Raw genomic sequence first — 15,688 nt, forward strand, 5'->3', positions numbered from 1 at the left:
ACACAAAATCACTCTTAGTTATTCGCTCCAAAATCGAAGGATGCTTAGCATCTAAAATTCTCGTTTACCAAACTCACTATCGATAAATCTCGATTTATTCTTACCATTCTTGAAGGTATAAGATAGGTTCAGAACAATCATATCTACCTCGTAAATATAATTTGTAGTGGTATAAAAAGATCCAGCTCGACTTGTTGTGATGCGTTGCTCATTCGTACTCAACAAACCCATGTCGATATTCTGCCACTGCAATAATGCCGTAAGTCGATTGTTCAAGAAGGTTTTTCTCAATGAGAGATTAGGCGAATAAAATCTAGAATCTTCTCCTTGGGCTGTATTCCTTGCCGACAGGTAATTAAAAGTAAACTGAGCGGAAGCTGTTTTCCAGAAGTCATAACTAGCATTCGCATTAATAGAATAAATCGTAGAAACTTGATCTATCACTTCATTGTCATAAGCACCTTGTATACTATAATTATAGACATTGAACCCAATAAAATTACTCCATTGCTTTGTTGGTTTTATTTGTGCTCCAACTTCTAAACCAAACGACCGTGCATCACCGACATTCGAATAAATTCGATTCAAGATCGTATCGTTGTAGATCGTATTTACTCGATTCACCACATTTTTGACATCTCGGAAATATGCAGTTGCAAAGATGGAATTCCCACCATCAAAAGATCTTGAAACTCCTAACTCTACTAGATCTATAAACTCAGGCTGCAATGTAGGATCTCCTTGTTCTAACGTCTCTGAATGTTCGCGCTCTGGAAATGGGTTCATCTTGAAAGTAGTGGTTCGTTCTACCCTTTTGCTGTAACTCAACTTCAACTTCGTATTGTTTTCAAAGGTATATTGAATAGAGGCCGAAGGAAAAAACTTAAGATAATCATTTAAGTAAGTCGTATCTATGGTATTCGCTTTATCCCGTAAGTCGAATGTTCTAGCCACCGCTTCCGCGCGAATTCCAGCTGCATACTCTATATTGTCTTTCCCCCCTGTTAACTGCACATATCCCGAGTGGATGATGCGCTCTAAATCAACTTCACTTGAAAATGCTGGAATCAATTCAAAGTCATCATTGTAATCTGTTCTTCTTTGATACACAAAGTCCCCTTTATGCAACAAACTTCTATATTGATATCCTGTTTCTATCCTTCCAAAAGAAAAAGGTTGCAATCTATAATCTACTGAGAACCGCAGTCCATTCAGCGGATTATCATTGGTGTTGTATTCATCTTGGTATAAGATATCATGGTTCGGTTCTCCCAAATTCTGATTAACCGTCGGTCCTCCTAGCAAGGTATATTCATATAAAACAGAAGCAGATAAGTTCGATTGGTTATCGAAAGCATGATTGTAATCAAAACTCCCTAGAGCAAAGTCTCCTTTTCTTTTTCTGAGGTTATGATTATAATACTGAAAGGTAGAAATCCGCTCCCCATTGACAGCTGGCGTTACTTTATGATTATCGTAATAGGTGATATCTGCTAGTCGATCCTTGCTCCTTTTCCCTGCATAAAGCCCAAGCGAATATGAATTTTTAGGATCTGGAGTTAAGTCTAATGTAAACCTTCCACTATAATTAACCTCATCGAAACTTCTCTCTCCAGAAGAAGGAAATTGAGTCAGGGTATCATTAATTATGGTATATACATCACCTTCTCTTCTACCACCTTTGTCATTTCTTTGATAACTACCGCCCAATGAAATATTGTATTTTTCTTTTCTAAGATTATAGGTCCCATCGATTCCGTATCGCTGATGCACCTTCTCATTGCCATAAGTTTCTATAGACGGCAATCCACCTTTTACATTGACCTGAGCAAATGCTCCTTCTGCAATTCCTTTTTTAGTAATGATATTGATAATTCCTGCCTTCCCTTCTGGATCATATTTCGCTGAAGGAGCTGTTATTAATTCTATTCGCTCTATGGCATTAGCTGGGAACTGACTCATTAACGCTTCGGCGCTTCCTTGAATCGGCTTACCATTTAGGAGGACTACAAATCCTGAGCTTCCTCTTACATTGATTTCTCCTTGCCCATCGATCGTTACAGAAGGTAAGTTTTTCAGTACGTCTGTTGCACTTCCTCCTTGTGAATTTTGGAAGTTTTTAGTTTCATAGACCTGACGGTCAATTTTATTGACGACTGCAGCTCGATCCGCTTGAATAACGACTTCATCCAGCTTAGTCCCAAGTGATAAACCTATTTCTCCTAAATCCACTGATGAATTCTGCTTTGTAATTAAAATATCACTTATTCTAACAGAATTATATCCAATGAAAGAGACTTCTAGATAGTAATTTTCGTTTTTCAAATCACTAATTACAAATGTTCCACTAGCATCTGTAATCACACCAGTTACTAGTGAACTATCTGAAGTCATGTACAATGTCGCAGTCCCATATTCTAATGGAATTGCTTTTTCATCGATGATTACACCACTAATCTGAGCGCCGCAATAAATCGTCTGAAAAACAAGAATAAAAAGGAATAAAGTTTTAAGTAATGATCTTAAGCTCATTATTGGATCGTGTTTCTATTTATGAAAATTCTTAATGAAATTGACAAATATTGCTAATTTGATTTCTAATCAGCTGTAAAGATTAAGAATTTTAAATGAAAACACTATACGATAGAAGTATTAAAAAATCCTCCATGCTCAAATAATGATACCATATGTCTAAAATCGATAGCACACGTGCTAACTGACTAAGACGAAAGACAACATTGACCTAGAAAAAAAGACTAGATAGGCCTCAGAACGACTAACAGATGTTTCTTAAATGATAAGTTTTTCATCTGCTTTCCCGCAGCTATAACACCCAGATCTTTTCCATTCACGTAGTCATAGATTTGGTAGCTCTTAGAAGGGTCAAGTCCTTTAAAATTAATGTCTCCAGCCCAGCTATCCGCGTAGAATGCAAAGAACATATCTTGATCTTTCTGGATGACATGAGTTTCTGGCTTATCGTATCCGATATCATAAAGATCACCTAGGTATTTCTCCTTAGAAATCATATGCTCGTTGTACAAAGAAAACCACTTCTTCCACTCAACTTCCTTCTCAGGAGTAAGCAGGAAGTCACCAGAAGCATTCGGATTATTTGCTGGATAAGTAAACTTAGTACCTAATACAGCGCCGATTCCCATAGAACTTGCGAAGTCACTTGCATCATCACTTAATTCGACGTGATCACCATAATATGCCGTGTGCGGCACTAGTGCCTTGTATGTTTTTCCTTTATGTCTGATCTGCCAGCTAGAAAGTGGGTCAGACGAAACCGTTTGATTAGTAGATGCCATATTATAGTAAGACATACATGTACCACATGGGCAGTTTTCGATGACTGCGTTAGGCTTAATTGCTCTTGCTTCATCGTATATCATTCTAAAGAAATCAGGCAACTTCTCCACTGACTCTAGTGGTGAATCAAGATTTGCGGCAGGATTATGATCTTGCGGAACAGCATTCATATGCTGGCCATCCATCTTAAACCCATCGAATCCCCAAGTATCTAAAAACAACTTTATGGTTTCTTTCGTATGATCTATTGCGTCATCATTAACTGGTGAAAGGTAGTATGCATTCCACCATGAGATGATCTGAGGAATCCATTCCTCTGTATACAATATCGCTTCCGGATGTTCACGAAGGACTCTGCTTCCAGGATCTGCTGCAAGTGGTGTCCACCATATCTTAGCTTTTAATCCACGCTTGTGAATTTCGTCTACGATCTCCTTCATTTCTGCATCTCCTCCGGGAAATCGGTCAGGACTTAATTCCCATTCTCCCTCTGCTATCTGAAAACCATCATCCACAACAGCCCATTTGATACCAAGTTCTTTCACCTTATCTAGGGTTCCGATCAATTCATTCTTTGTAAACGTTCTTTCATAACCCCACGCACACCAGATCGGCTCAAATGCCTCTTCTTCAGCAGGCACCATTTCGATACCTTTCGCTTGCATGAATTCTGAGTATTTCGATAGCCCAGCATAGTAATCTCCCTGATGAGTCAGGTAGAATGAATTCAAGGTAGAGATCGTATCACCTGGATTCATCCATGAAGGATATCCGTATTCATGCATTATCTGAATGGTCGCATCCATCTTACTTCCTTCGAGACTAGTCGGCAGGTTAATTTCTTTCGGTACTAACTCCGTATGACCTATAGCAATTCCCATATCCGGTCTCCATAAATCTACGACTGGCACACCTCCACCGTAATCCGAATTATTCATCCCCATGAAATTCTTGTCATAGTAGAATTCATTCACTTCTCTGATCCAATCTTGTCTTGCTGAAGTAGAACTTCCTTGAAAAGCATAGTAAGATGGTTCTTTCTCTGTATTCTTAAATGCCACATTATTCGTCACCCATCGATCTATGATTTTAGAATCTTCGCCATAATTAACAAAAGTGGTGTGGCTTAATACTAATTCTGGAAAGGATTCATAAGTGGTGTATTTTGTTATTTTTTCAATTTTCTCTTTTTCGTTTTTTCCCTTTACCGTGTATTGAATTCCTTTTCCTACTTTATCATTAATTTTCACCTCAGTCGTGCTGTACACTTTGAATTGATCAACTTGCTGTCCTTTAAAAACTAAAAAATCAGAAGCCTGATAGCCATCCATAATCGGATCGCACTCTGTACTTTTATATTCTAGTCTGATATGCATATTTTCATCTAGTGCGAAACCAAGTTCACCAGATTCAAAAGCAAATTGAGCTCCGAGTTCAGGAGCCGAATCCATCACATTAATGTTAAAAAAATTGAAAGCAATTAGACAAAGTGAAACAAAACTCATAGGTGTTATAATTTTATTAATGATGCGTCATTGATAACGTTAATTTTTTCTTTTACTAAATTTTTAGCAGCCTCAGTTGCTACTGGGAAGACTTTTCTAAGATCAATTTCATCCGTAGCATTCATGTGCGCTTTCAACTTAAGCATGAAGGCATTCTTTATCTCAGTTGCCAAGTTGATCTTTGTAATTCCTTGTCTGACTGCAGCCTGTATCTGATCAGCAGGAATACCAGAACTTCCATGTAATACTAACGCAGCATTTGTTACAGCGTTAATTTCTCCGATAAGATCTATCTGCAAGTTAGGAGTTGTTTTATAAAATCCATGTGCTGAACCGACTGCAATGGCAAGTGCATTCACACCTGTCTGATCTACGAACGACTTTGCCTCATCTGGTTGAGTATAAACCATTTTTTGTTGCTGATCTAATTTTGCGATATATCCTAATTCAGCTTCGACATTAATATCTTTTGCTGCTGCATAATTCACGATGGACTTCGTGATTTCTACATTTTCAGTAATTGGTTTCTCACTAGCATCGATCATCACAGAATCAAATCCAATATCGATACATGCTTTTACAAGGTCAGTGTTCTGCCCGTGATCTAAATGAATCCAGCCTTCCACCTCATGTTTTGCTAATCCCGCTCGCGCCATTTTATATGCCATGTCCAAGCCTAAATAATGAATAGAACTTTCTGAGAGCTGAACGATAAGGGAAGAATCTGTTTCCTTAGCGGCAGTAAGCACTGCAGTTAACGTTTCATAATTATAAAAATTAGTGGCTAATAAAGCCTTTCCTTCTTTTTTATTTAAAAGTAACTTTTCTTGTAATTTCATAACTCTATTGAATAATCAAATTTTTCTAATGCAGTTTTCAAAATCCCTTCTTTAGTTTCGAAAGCTTTCGTTCCACCGGAATTAGTGGTATTAATCGCACCGACTATGTTTGCGAATTCTAAACATGCCAACGCATCATGATCGTTAATAAATCGATGAACATATCCAGCATCAAAACTATCTCCGGCACCAATACAATCAACTACATCATTATTTAAGAAAGAAGGTTTCGTTTCAAGCACACCATTGATGTATTTATGAGCTCCAAATTCACCGTCTTTTATAACTATTTTATCAAGGAAATTGTCTAATTGAGACAATCCTTCTTCTAAGGTATCTACTTTTGTTAATGCTAGGAATTCCTTTTTATTAGGTAAGAAGATGTCAACATATTCGAGTAAACTCTTCAAATCCAAGTCCCAATTTTCACTTGGATCCCACTGAGGATCTAATGAAGTCGTTAACCCTAAGTCTTTTATCATCTTAAAGATGGGAACTATGTCTTTTTTGATATTAGGTTGTAAGAAAACAGAGCTTATATGAACGTGATCAAATGCTGAGATGTTTTCTTTCGAAAGGTGACTCATAGAGAGTTCTTCCATTGCGCCTGGATAAGTAACCATCGCTCTATCCATTCCATAATTCATAACAACTGTAATCCCAGTTTTCAGACTAGGTGATCTTAAAATTTGATCAGTGACTACATTTTTCTCTGTCAATGTTCGCACGATAAAATCTCCAAAATCATCCTTCCCAACCATGCCCAAGTAAGAAACATCAGTCCCTAGTGCACTTAAGTTTGCCGCGAAAATAGCTGAACTACTGCCTAGCGTAACATCTAATTCATCTGCAATTTTCTCCTTACTCATTTCAGGAAAACCCTTGATATGATTCAAGATCATATCTATATTCAGCTCTCCAATAACTAAAACTTTCTTAGACATAAACAATTAGTTATAAATATTAACACCTTGAACAACACGAGATATTGCCCCATTTCTAGAGGGATTATCTGGCTTTAGACCTAAGTGAATTGACTTATACATGGCTAGTAATTGAGCAGGTAATATGCTCGCTACTGATAACAAATCCTTATCTATTGTATGAGACAATTCACAATCCAGTTCTATCTTCCAATCCATATTCTCAATTTCTCCGATATGCTCCCCTATCGCTAACTGGCCCATCGGACAACTATTATCTTTCATTGTCTGAAGCAAATCTAATTCATACCTACTTGCATAAGGATTATTAGACAAATGATACACAACTAAGGTGTTTTCATCAATAACGGCTTTCGGGCCGTGCCTTAATCCTAGAAACGAATCATGCTTACAAATAACCATTCCATCTGTTAGTTCTTGCATCTTCAGTTGCGCTTCTTTCGCAACACCATATAATGCTCCTGATCCTAAAAAGATAGCTCTGGTAAATGGTTGTGCCGAGATACTGTATATGTATTCCGCTTGCGATAAAGCATTGTTTCCATATGTTACAAGTTTATCTACTTCTGATTCTAATGCTTCTATTTCATCAATTCTCGAAATTAGAATTCCAGCAATCATCATTCCCGAATAACTACTAGTCATGGCAAGGCTCTTATCATTAGCCTCTGGCGGCAATGTAAAAACATATCCATTTTCTTTATGGTTCTTTGCAAGATCACCTTCTGGATTACAAGTAATGATTAAGTGCTTGCAATTCTTCGTGTGATTATCTGCTAGTTTCACTACGGCTGAACTTTCTGGGCTATTTCCTGATCTTGCAAAACTCACAAGAAATAGATTTTGATTTTTTAGAAAAAAATCTGTGGGATGCGAAACAATATGTGTGGTAGAAATCGGCTCAGCAATTTTATTAAACTTATTTCGAAAGCTTCTCTGAACTGCGATTCCGATATATGCACTCGTTCCAGCTCCTGTTAATACAATATTATCAGATTGCTCAATTCCTGAGTTAACAAACTCTTTAATTTCGTCCTTATTATCGTATATCTTTTTCCAGATTTTCTTCCATAATTTCGGCTGATGAAATATTTCAGCATTTGTATGGGCTGCATTTCCATCACTTTTAATAAGTTTTTCTGACCACATAATTATCCTTCCAACTTTAGTTTCCCAAATTTATTAAAATAAACAAGAATATAAAACTTTCATAAAGTTATTATTTCTTGTTTTATCTTATTTTACATTGTTATTTGCCTTTTATTTCTTATTTTTTGAGAATAAACTTAAATTTAAAGTAAATTAGGTCTTATATGAAATATAGAAAATCTACTGTTGCACGGAGAAATCAAATTTTAAACCAGTTGAATGCCAAGGGAGAAATCTTTGTTGACCAATTGAGTAAGGAATTTGAGGTGAGTGAAGTCACTATTAGAAACGACTTAGACCAATTAGAAAAAAAGAAACTTCTAATACGGGCAAGAGGCGGAGCAATGAAACACGTAGGTGGCGTTGGACTTGATTTTGGCATTTCAGAAAAAGATAAAATCAACTTTTCAGACAAGGTAAAAATTGGAGAATTTGCATCTTCCCTTATTCAGGATGGCGACATCATCATTATAGACTCAGGAACAACAACAGCAGAACTCGCTAAAAACCTGGATCGATTTAATGATTTAACAGTTATCACGAATGCTATTAACATCGCCATTATCATTAGTAAGTTTCCGAATATCAACCTAATCATGCCAGGAGGCCACATGAGAAAGAATTCCCAGTCCTTAGTCGGACCAATTGCCGGAAAGAGCTTATCCCGATTTCATGTCGATAAATTATTCCTTGGCGTAGATGGAGTTGACATCACGGACGGTCTCTTCACAGCCAATATGGAAGAAGCACACCTAAACGAGCAAATGATCAAGATATCAAATGAAATAATCGTACTAACCGATGCCTCTAAATTTAACCGCCAAGCCTTTGCTTACATCTGTGGAATTAACGAAGTAGACCGCATAGTAACCGACAAAAGAATCAATGAAGAAGATATCGCTCTCCTTACCGACAAAGGCATAAAGATGGACGTTGTATAATTAAATTTTTATCAATTTAGAAATTAGCAATTGATCATCTTTCCTGCTTTTCAGCAGATACATTCCTTTTTTCAACTGAGAAATATCAAGCTTCGTCACCTGGTTTTCATAAGCCTTTATTAGTCGACCTGAAAGATCAAAAATTTGCAAATTATCTATTTGCTGCTCAAAAATAATTTCAGACTGCGAAGGATTCGGTAAAAACTTCAAAGGCAAAGTATTCTTGAAAATATCTACTGTGGAAGAACCGCCTATTATTCCAGTTTTGGGTTCTGTATACACAGACCAACCCAACTCATTTCTCGTTTGAATTCGATAATAGTAAACACCATTTTCTAAAAAATCATCATAGAAAAAATCCTTTGATTGAGCCAGCTCTTTAATCACCTCATACCCTTGGCCATCCGAAGATCGCTCCAAAGAATACAAATCACATCGCTCACAAGCCTCCCAACGAATTTCAAGTCGAGAATCAGGAAAAGCGGAAGAATTACTTACTTCAAAATTACCTGGCAAATCTGGAGGTAACTTTCTAATAATATAAGATGGATCATCCTTTTCCCCACCAAGCGCAACTCCCCCTTCATTAATCAGAGCATAAACTGGAATTGCAGCATTCTCGCCAATGTTAGAAAAGTAAACATATGGAAAGCCAATTTCCAAAATACCATCATTCCCCACAATACTTAGCTCATCTGCTTCAAGCAACCAAGAATCACCATCAAAAAAGAACAAGGCACCATCTCTAATTAAAAAATCAGCACCATCAGCTGGGCTACCATCCATTGAACCCGTTGATAAGTCATTATCCGTATTCAGAAAAACCGAATAGTTCTCTACCGTCCCATAAAGCCCAACAAATAGTGAATCAACGCTAAAATTAGCTCTCAAAATATAAGCTTTCTGTTCTACGCTTAACGCTGATGCAACTGGAGCGATATCCGCCCAGTCTTCATCTTGACCATCTACTACAATTTCATTCAAACCCTCTTCATAAGACTGTGTCAACACTTCGACTACATCAGACTCATAAGTCCTTTCCGAAACATCTTCTAAAACATATTTATAAGAATAACTCACACCTTCCTGAACATCTACATCCTGAAAATAATCCAAGCTTGCTGGAATAACTCCAACATTGACATAAGGCATATCCTGTTCTGCTCTCAACACATTCCTATACTGGAAAGACGTATCTCTTCCCCAAAAAATCAGGTTGCTCAAATTACCACTCCCTTGAAATATCTCCGTAGGTCCCACAACTTCAACTTTCGCCTCATCTACATCAGAAAAATATAATTCCCCATTGTAGACATCACTTTCGTTTTCGGCTGAAACATTTAAGGTTAATCCTAAATTATGCATACCCGTATTTTCATCCCAGATATCATCATTCGCCAACCTAATATTATAAGCCAACTCATCTGCAAGACTTGGACTTCCATCAGGAAAACTCAAGTAGACCTCATAAGCTCCTAGCTCAACATCAACTGGCAATCCCGCTTCAACATTCACTGAAAACACCTCGCCAATCGGCCATTCTCTTATATCATCTTTTGAAAGATAACGATATGATTTTCCAGTAGCTTTATTTTCCAAAACAACCTCATAACTTCTATAATTATAAGGATTAGCATAACCATCGTTTTGTAGATTCAATTCTAAACTTACACTTCCTTTTGAATTAATTTCAGGACTCAACTTAGCACTAACTAATTTTATTCTATACCCCAACCTTCTTTCCACATCATCAAAACAGCCCTGGTCCTTCCAAGCACTCAACACACTTCCGTGGTAGTCTATATTCAAGTAAGACCAATGGAATCGTTCTAATTCAGAAGTTGCAAATTCACAATCAGAATATGGCGGCGCTAATCCACAAGTTTCTCCACCCATAGGCGTATACTTCGTTTCTTCTTCTAAGTAGGGCTTCTCAACAGATGGATTCCCATAAGTCCCGACGTCATTAGCAGAAGCTACAAAACAATCATTATGGTGCCCTACTCGGGACAAATCTGAACCATTAAAAGCATTCAGATCGCTTAATGGTTCCTGTGTATCAAAAATTCTCATTTTGAAATTAGGTGTCCTTAACTGAATCATCCTATTTTCAGGCAATGCATCTAACAATTCAAAAACTACGTTGCCTCTTGCTTCCCAATGCTCAGGCTTGATATCACTAGGCGAAAATCCAGCAAAATGATCCGTGTAATACCATTCACCCCACGCACCGACTAATCCAGTCTGCACCACCGATATCACATCTGAATGCGCATTAAATATTCCCTTCAACTGCCGTACATGCGTATAAACCATTTCAGGCTTTGCATCGCCGTAAGGAGCAGACGATCGCTTAGTATAAGCGAAACGCACGACAGCTTTCAAACCAGCTTTCCTAAGAACATTAAAGTCCTTAGCCATATTATCCAAGTACGATTGAGAAATAGGTTTACCTACAAAATCCTCTAGGTAAAAAACCCTAAGAATCAATGTTATTTGATCCTGCTCTCTATAAGATCGAAGGGTTTCTACATTCAAGTTTTGATAATTAGCCGAATGCACTTCTGTATGCTTATAAAAACCTCTTTCTGGATTGCTAATCACTTCATCCGAAGAAGCATACTCTTTTTCAACAACGTCTTGGGCAATTGCAAAATTAAAGGCAAAAATAAAGACAAGGAATAATCTGCTTTTCATAGGTCTGAATATAAAAAAGGGGGAGAAATAATTCACCCCCTCTACACTTAAAAATCTTATTTTTTTTCTTACAAAGGCAACTACTACTTGAATGTATATACAAATAATGTTCCTTCAGGGTTATCATTTTCGTTCCAGAATACTGGTGCAGCACCAACAGGCCCCCAAGTTTCAAGAGACATATCTGCAACAGCAATACCAATTGCTTCTGTAGAAATTGTCTTTCCTAATGCAGTAAGATCAATTACCATCTCATATGCAAGACCACCTTGTATACTGATCATTTCAGAAGCAACAACAAAATCTGCAATATTTTCATTAGACGGAGTTGCACTCCAGTTCCAATTTCCAGGGTTACTTCCGTCACATGGCTCACATGGATACAAAGCTCCATATTGTTCTTCACCAGCAGATAAATTACCTTCTACAAGAACATCTTCGCCACCCATTAAATATTGCCAATCGATCTGTGCACCAGTTGAACGATCGTTATCTACGTTCAAATATACTTGAGTTAGTGGAGTCAAATCTGCAGTTCCTTCTACATACAAGAACAACTTATTATTGTCCAAGTTTTCAACTTTTACATTCGTAATAGTTCCACCACCAGTAAATGCAACTTCAGTATCATCCCAATCACTAAGGTCACCATCGATTGTAATATTGATAATATCAAGAACTTCTTGCTTAGAATCAGTTCCTCCAGCACTTGTTGCTGTCAACTTAGCTACATAACTACCGTTCGCAGCATATGTATGCACTGGATTTGCTTCAGAAGAAGACTCACCATCTCCAAATTCCCATGCATAAGTATCAGCATCTGCAGATGCATTTGTAAATGTTGCAACCTTACCATCTATGGCTACAGAGAATCCTGCTGTTGGCTCCGGAATCACTACTGGATCTTCTTTACATGAAGAAACAACAAACATCAAAAGCAACATCGGAAGAATATAACTTAACTTTTTCATAATCTTATCTTTCAAATTAATTTTCTAAATAAATAGGTTTCGTAAGTATTTAACAATATAACGAAAGTAAAAGAAAATTGTGAAAATAAAAAATAAGTTGAAATTTATTTTTCAAAATTATCGACATACACTATAATGTGTCTCATGCTTATAAAATACAAATTAATAAATCACAAATAGTCACAAACATAAATTTAAATGCGTTTTAACACAAATAATAAATAAATAATAATGTAATGAAATTATTAAAACTTACATTTTATTGTTTTATTTGTAAAACGAAGTTATTTAGTAAAGAAAAACTATATTCTATATGTTGAAAGCAAATATAATAGCGAGAAACACTTTAATGCTCCTACTCTGTATGGTTACATGCATAGCACCAGCCTTAACTCAAACCGTAAGTGGTGTAATTATTTCTGAGGTTGACCAGCAACCGCTACCTGGTGCATCTATAAGCGTCAGAAACGCTACGACAGGTACAATTACTGACATAGATGGGAAGTTCTCTATTAATGCAAATGCAAATGACTCCTTAGAAGTTAGTTTCTTAGGTTTCGAAACTTTAATCGTTAAAGTCGATCTTTCTTCAGTAATGAATCTAACATTGACAGAAAAGAAAACGACACTTTCGGAAGTTGTGATCATGGGGTATTCTTCGAAAACACAGAAAGAACTTACTGCATCTGTTTCCACACTAAAGGCAGATAAACTAACACAAATATCCTCGCCTAATGTAGAAAACATGCTTCAAGGACAAGTTGCAGGTTTAACCGTTTCAAGTTCTTCTGGACAACCGGGAACTGCTGCCGACATAAGAATCAGAGGAATTACTTCTATTAATGCAGACAAACCACCATTATTTGTAGTGGACGGAATGATCGGAGGAAATTTTGTTCCGAACGACGTAGAAAGCCTAACGGTATTAAAAGATGCTGCAGCAATTGGGCTTTACGGCTCAGCTGGATCAGCAGGTGTAATCATCGTTACAACAAAACAAGGAACAACTGAAAAGCCTATCGTTTCTTTTACAGCAAGAGCTGGAGTTAAAGAAGCAGTAACAGGTAATTTTCAGATGATGAATGGAGCTCAACTATATGAAGCACAAGCTGCCATGTGGGGTGATAACCTAGTAAGTTTCCTTTCGAACAGACCAGAAGATCTCGAAGATCTTAATTATGATTGGTTAGATGCGGGCTTTGAAAGAGCACCTCTTCAGAACTACAACTTATCTGTAAGAGGAAAAACTCAAGGAGTGACCTATGGTTTTAGTGCTGATTACTATGACGAAAAAGGTACTTTTATTAATACCGATTACCAAAGACTTAATCTGAACGGAAATCTAAAATTCAACATCAATAAAAAACTTTCTTTTCACACAGATATTAATGCACAATTTACTGAGGATAATGTCAATTTCTACAGCTGGTTCGAAGACGTTTTCTGGAACATGCCATGGGACAACCCATATGATTCTAATGGCGAACTTTATGGCCCTAAATATGTAACCAACCCATCGAACGATTGGTATGGTCAGTTTAGAAGAAGTTATCTATATTCTGCAGACTACAATGAATTAGGATCGACAGGAACCTCTATCGTATGGAGTAACCGTGCAAAGTATGACATCACTTCATGGTTATCAGCTGAAGTTAGAACAAGACTAGATGCTTATAATTTTAGCTTTTCTGAATATTATGCACCGAATACAGATGAAGGGTTAGCTACGAACGGTTTTGTCGGTGTAAATAATGGAGGAGGCTATGGAATCTCCTCTACACACTTCTTAAGATTCAACAAAGCATATGGAAGTCATAATTTTTCAGCGTTTGTAGCTCATGAAGGAGGTTATAGCACTAGCAACACATTAAACTTTGCCGGCCAGAATCTATCATCTGCAACGATTAAGGTCCCAGCAGGAGCAAGTGAAATCATTACAAGTGATGCTGGGTTCGGTATCTCTTACTCTGGCATTTCATATATATCAGAAGCTTCTTACAGTTTTATGAACAAATATTTTGCAAATGCATATTACCGAAGAGATGGAAGTTCTTTATTTGCTGCTGAAAAGAGATTTGGAAATTTCTATGGTGGATCTTTAGGCTGGTTAGTTTCTGAAGAAGGATTCTTAGCCAGCAGCGATCTAATCGACATTTTTAAATTAAGAGTTAGTTACGGATTAACTGGAAACAGCAACATTCCTCCATATCTTGACCTAGCTACTTACAATATAACTCGTAATTACAATGGCCAACCAGCTGGAGAGCCTAACAATCCAGCGAATCCATTCTTAGGATGGGAAACCACAAAGATGGGTAATGTTGGTTTCGATTTAGAAATACTGAGAAGTAGCATTAATTTATCTGTTGACTTATACCAAAAGTCTGTAGAAGGAATGTTATTAAATAATCCATTACCATTTTCTTCAGGCTACCAAAGCAGAACGGAGAATATTGGTGATATGAGAAACAGAGGAATTGAAGCTGCACTTACTTATCAAAAAAGTTTTGGAGACTTTAAATATTCTGCAAATGTCAATTTTGCATTTAATCAGAATGAAATTACAAAAATTACAGATGTGCTTGACCAACAAACTGTTCAAGCCGGAGCCATTCAACAAATCAATATCGTAGGACAAGAAGCCTTCCAATGGTACATGCCTAAATGGATAGGAGTCAATCCTGATGATGGAACACCATTATGGGAAACTGTGGAATACGATGAAAATGGAAATGAAACTTCAAGAGGAACTACTGGAAATTACAATGAAGCAGACTTCCAAGCTGTTGGTTCTGCTTTACCAACATTAACTGGAGGAATCAGCAACAACTTTAGTTATAAAGGGATAGGCCTTTCTTTCTTATTTACTTTCCAAGGAGGAAATGACATTTACCATTACACAAGAGAGTTTGTAGATTCTGATGGAGCAAATACTGGAATCAACTTAATGCAACTACAGGACGGATGGAGCAGATGGGAGCAGGCGGGAGACGACGCAACTCATCCTCAGTTAAAACGAGGTGGAAATAATGGTGCACACCAGACATCTTCTCGATATATCGAAGATGGATCTTTTGTCAGATTAAGAAATGTGACTTTATCTTATAGCTTGCCAGGAAAACTATTGAAAAATATAGGAATGAGAAACGCAACGATCGGAATAAATGCAGATAATTTATGGACCTATACGCAATTCTCTGGAATGGATCCAGATGTAGGATTATCAGTTGGATCATACACCTTACCAGGTTTATCTTATTTAAAATATCCTATCAGCAAACAATATGCTATAAGTTTCACTGCTGAATTTTAATTGAAGTCCTTAAA

9 protein-coding genes are annotated in these 15,688 nt (G+C 37.0%); 2 read left to right on the forward strand and 7 right to left on the reverse strand.

The features are described 5' to 3' along the window. Positions 1 to 51: 51 nt before the first annotated feature. The 5 genes from L2586_RS02795 to L2586_RS02815 form a co-directional block, all read right to left on the reverse strand. Complete coding sequence (locus L2586_RS02795) at positions 52 to 2,532, reverse strand: TonB-dependent receptor domain-containing protein (RefSeq protein WP_235291250.1); 2,481 nt, start codon at positions 2,530 to 2,532, stop codon at positions 52 to 54. Between the two features lie 224 nt (positions 2,533 to 2,756). Further along, positions 2,757 to 4,820, reverse strand: coding sequence for a glycoside hydrolase family 36 protein (locus tag L2586_RS02800; RefSeq protein WP_235291251.1), 2,064 nt, complete (start codon positions 4,818 to 4,820; stop codon positions 2,757 to 2,759). Positions 4,821 to 4,825: 5 nt separating this feature from the next. Next, complete coding sequence (locus L2586_RS02805; RefSeq protein WP_235291252.1) at positions 4,826 to 5,659, reverse strand: class II fructose-bisphosphate aldolase; 834 nt, start codon at positions 5,657 to 5,659, stop codon at positions 4,826 to 4,828. After that, positions 5,656 to 6,603 carry a carbohydrate kinase family protein gene (locus tag L2586_RS02810; protein WP_235291253.1) on the reverse strand — a complete coding sequence of 316 codons (948 nt, stop codon included), beginning with the start codon at positions 6,601 to 6,603 and terminating at the stop codon, positions 5,656 to 5,658. Before L2586_RS02810 ends, L2586_RS02805 begins: the two co-directional genes overlap by 4 nt. 6 nt (positions 6,604 to 6,609) lie before the next feature. Continuing rightward, a complete protein-coding gene (locus L2586_RS02815) occupies positions 6,610 to 7,752 on the reverse strand; it encodes an SIS domain-containing protein (protein WP_235291254.1) in 1,143 nt (380 codons plus the stop codon). A gap of 164 nt (positions 7,753 to 7,916) precedes the next feature. Here L2586_RS02815 and agaR point away from each other — a divergent pair, with 164 nt between their 5' ends. After that, positions 7,917 to 8,693, forward strand: a complete 777-nt coding sequence (agaR, locus tag L2586_RS02820; protein WP_235291255.1) for a transcriptional repressor AgaR — start codon at positions 7,917 to 7,919, stop codon at positions 8,691 to 8,693. On the opposite strand, the gene L2586_RS02825 is transcribed toward agaR, so the two are convergent. Both L2586_RS02825 and L2586_RS02830 read right to left on the reverse strand, forming a co-directional pair. Continuing rightward, complete coding sequence (locus tag L2586_RS02825) at positions 8,694 to 11,390, reverse strand: DUF4832 domain-containing protein (RefSeq protein ID WP_235291256.1); 2,697 nt, start codon at positions 11,388 to 11,390, stop codon at positions 8,694 to 8,696. An 83-nt stretch (positions 11,391 to 11,473) separates the two neighbouring features. After that, complete coding sequence (locus tag L2586_RS02830) at positions 11,474 to 12,361, reverse strand: PKD domain-containing protein (protein WP_235291257.1); 888 nt, start codon at positions 12,359 to 12,361, stop codon at positions 11,474 to 11,476. Between the two features lie 364 nt (positions 12,362 to 12,725). Here L2586_RS02830 and L2586_RS02835 point away from each other — a divergent pair, with 364 nt between their 5' ends. Next, entirely contained in the window at positions 12,726 to 15,674 is a 2,949-nt protein-coding gene (locus L2586_RS02835) for a SusC/RagA family TonB-linked outer membrane protein (protein WP_235291258.1), read from the forward strand. Positions 15,675 to 15,688: the final 14 nt, after the last annotated feature.

The organism is Portibacter lacus, assembly GCF_021533215.1.
GTDB lineage: Bacteria > Bacteroidota > Bacteroidia > Chitinophagales > Saprospiraceae > Portibacter > Portibacter lacus.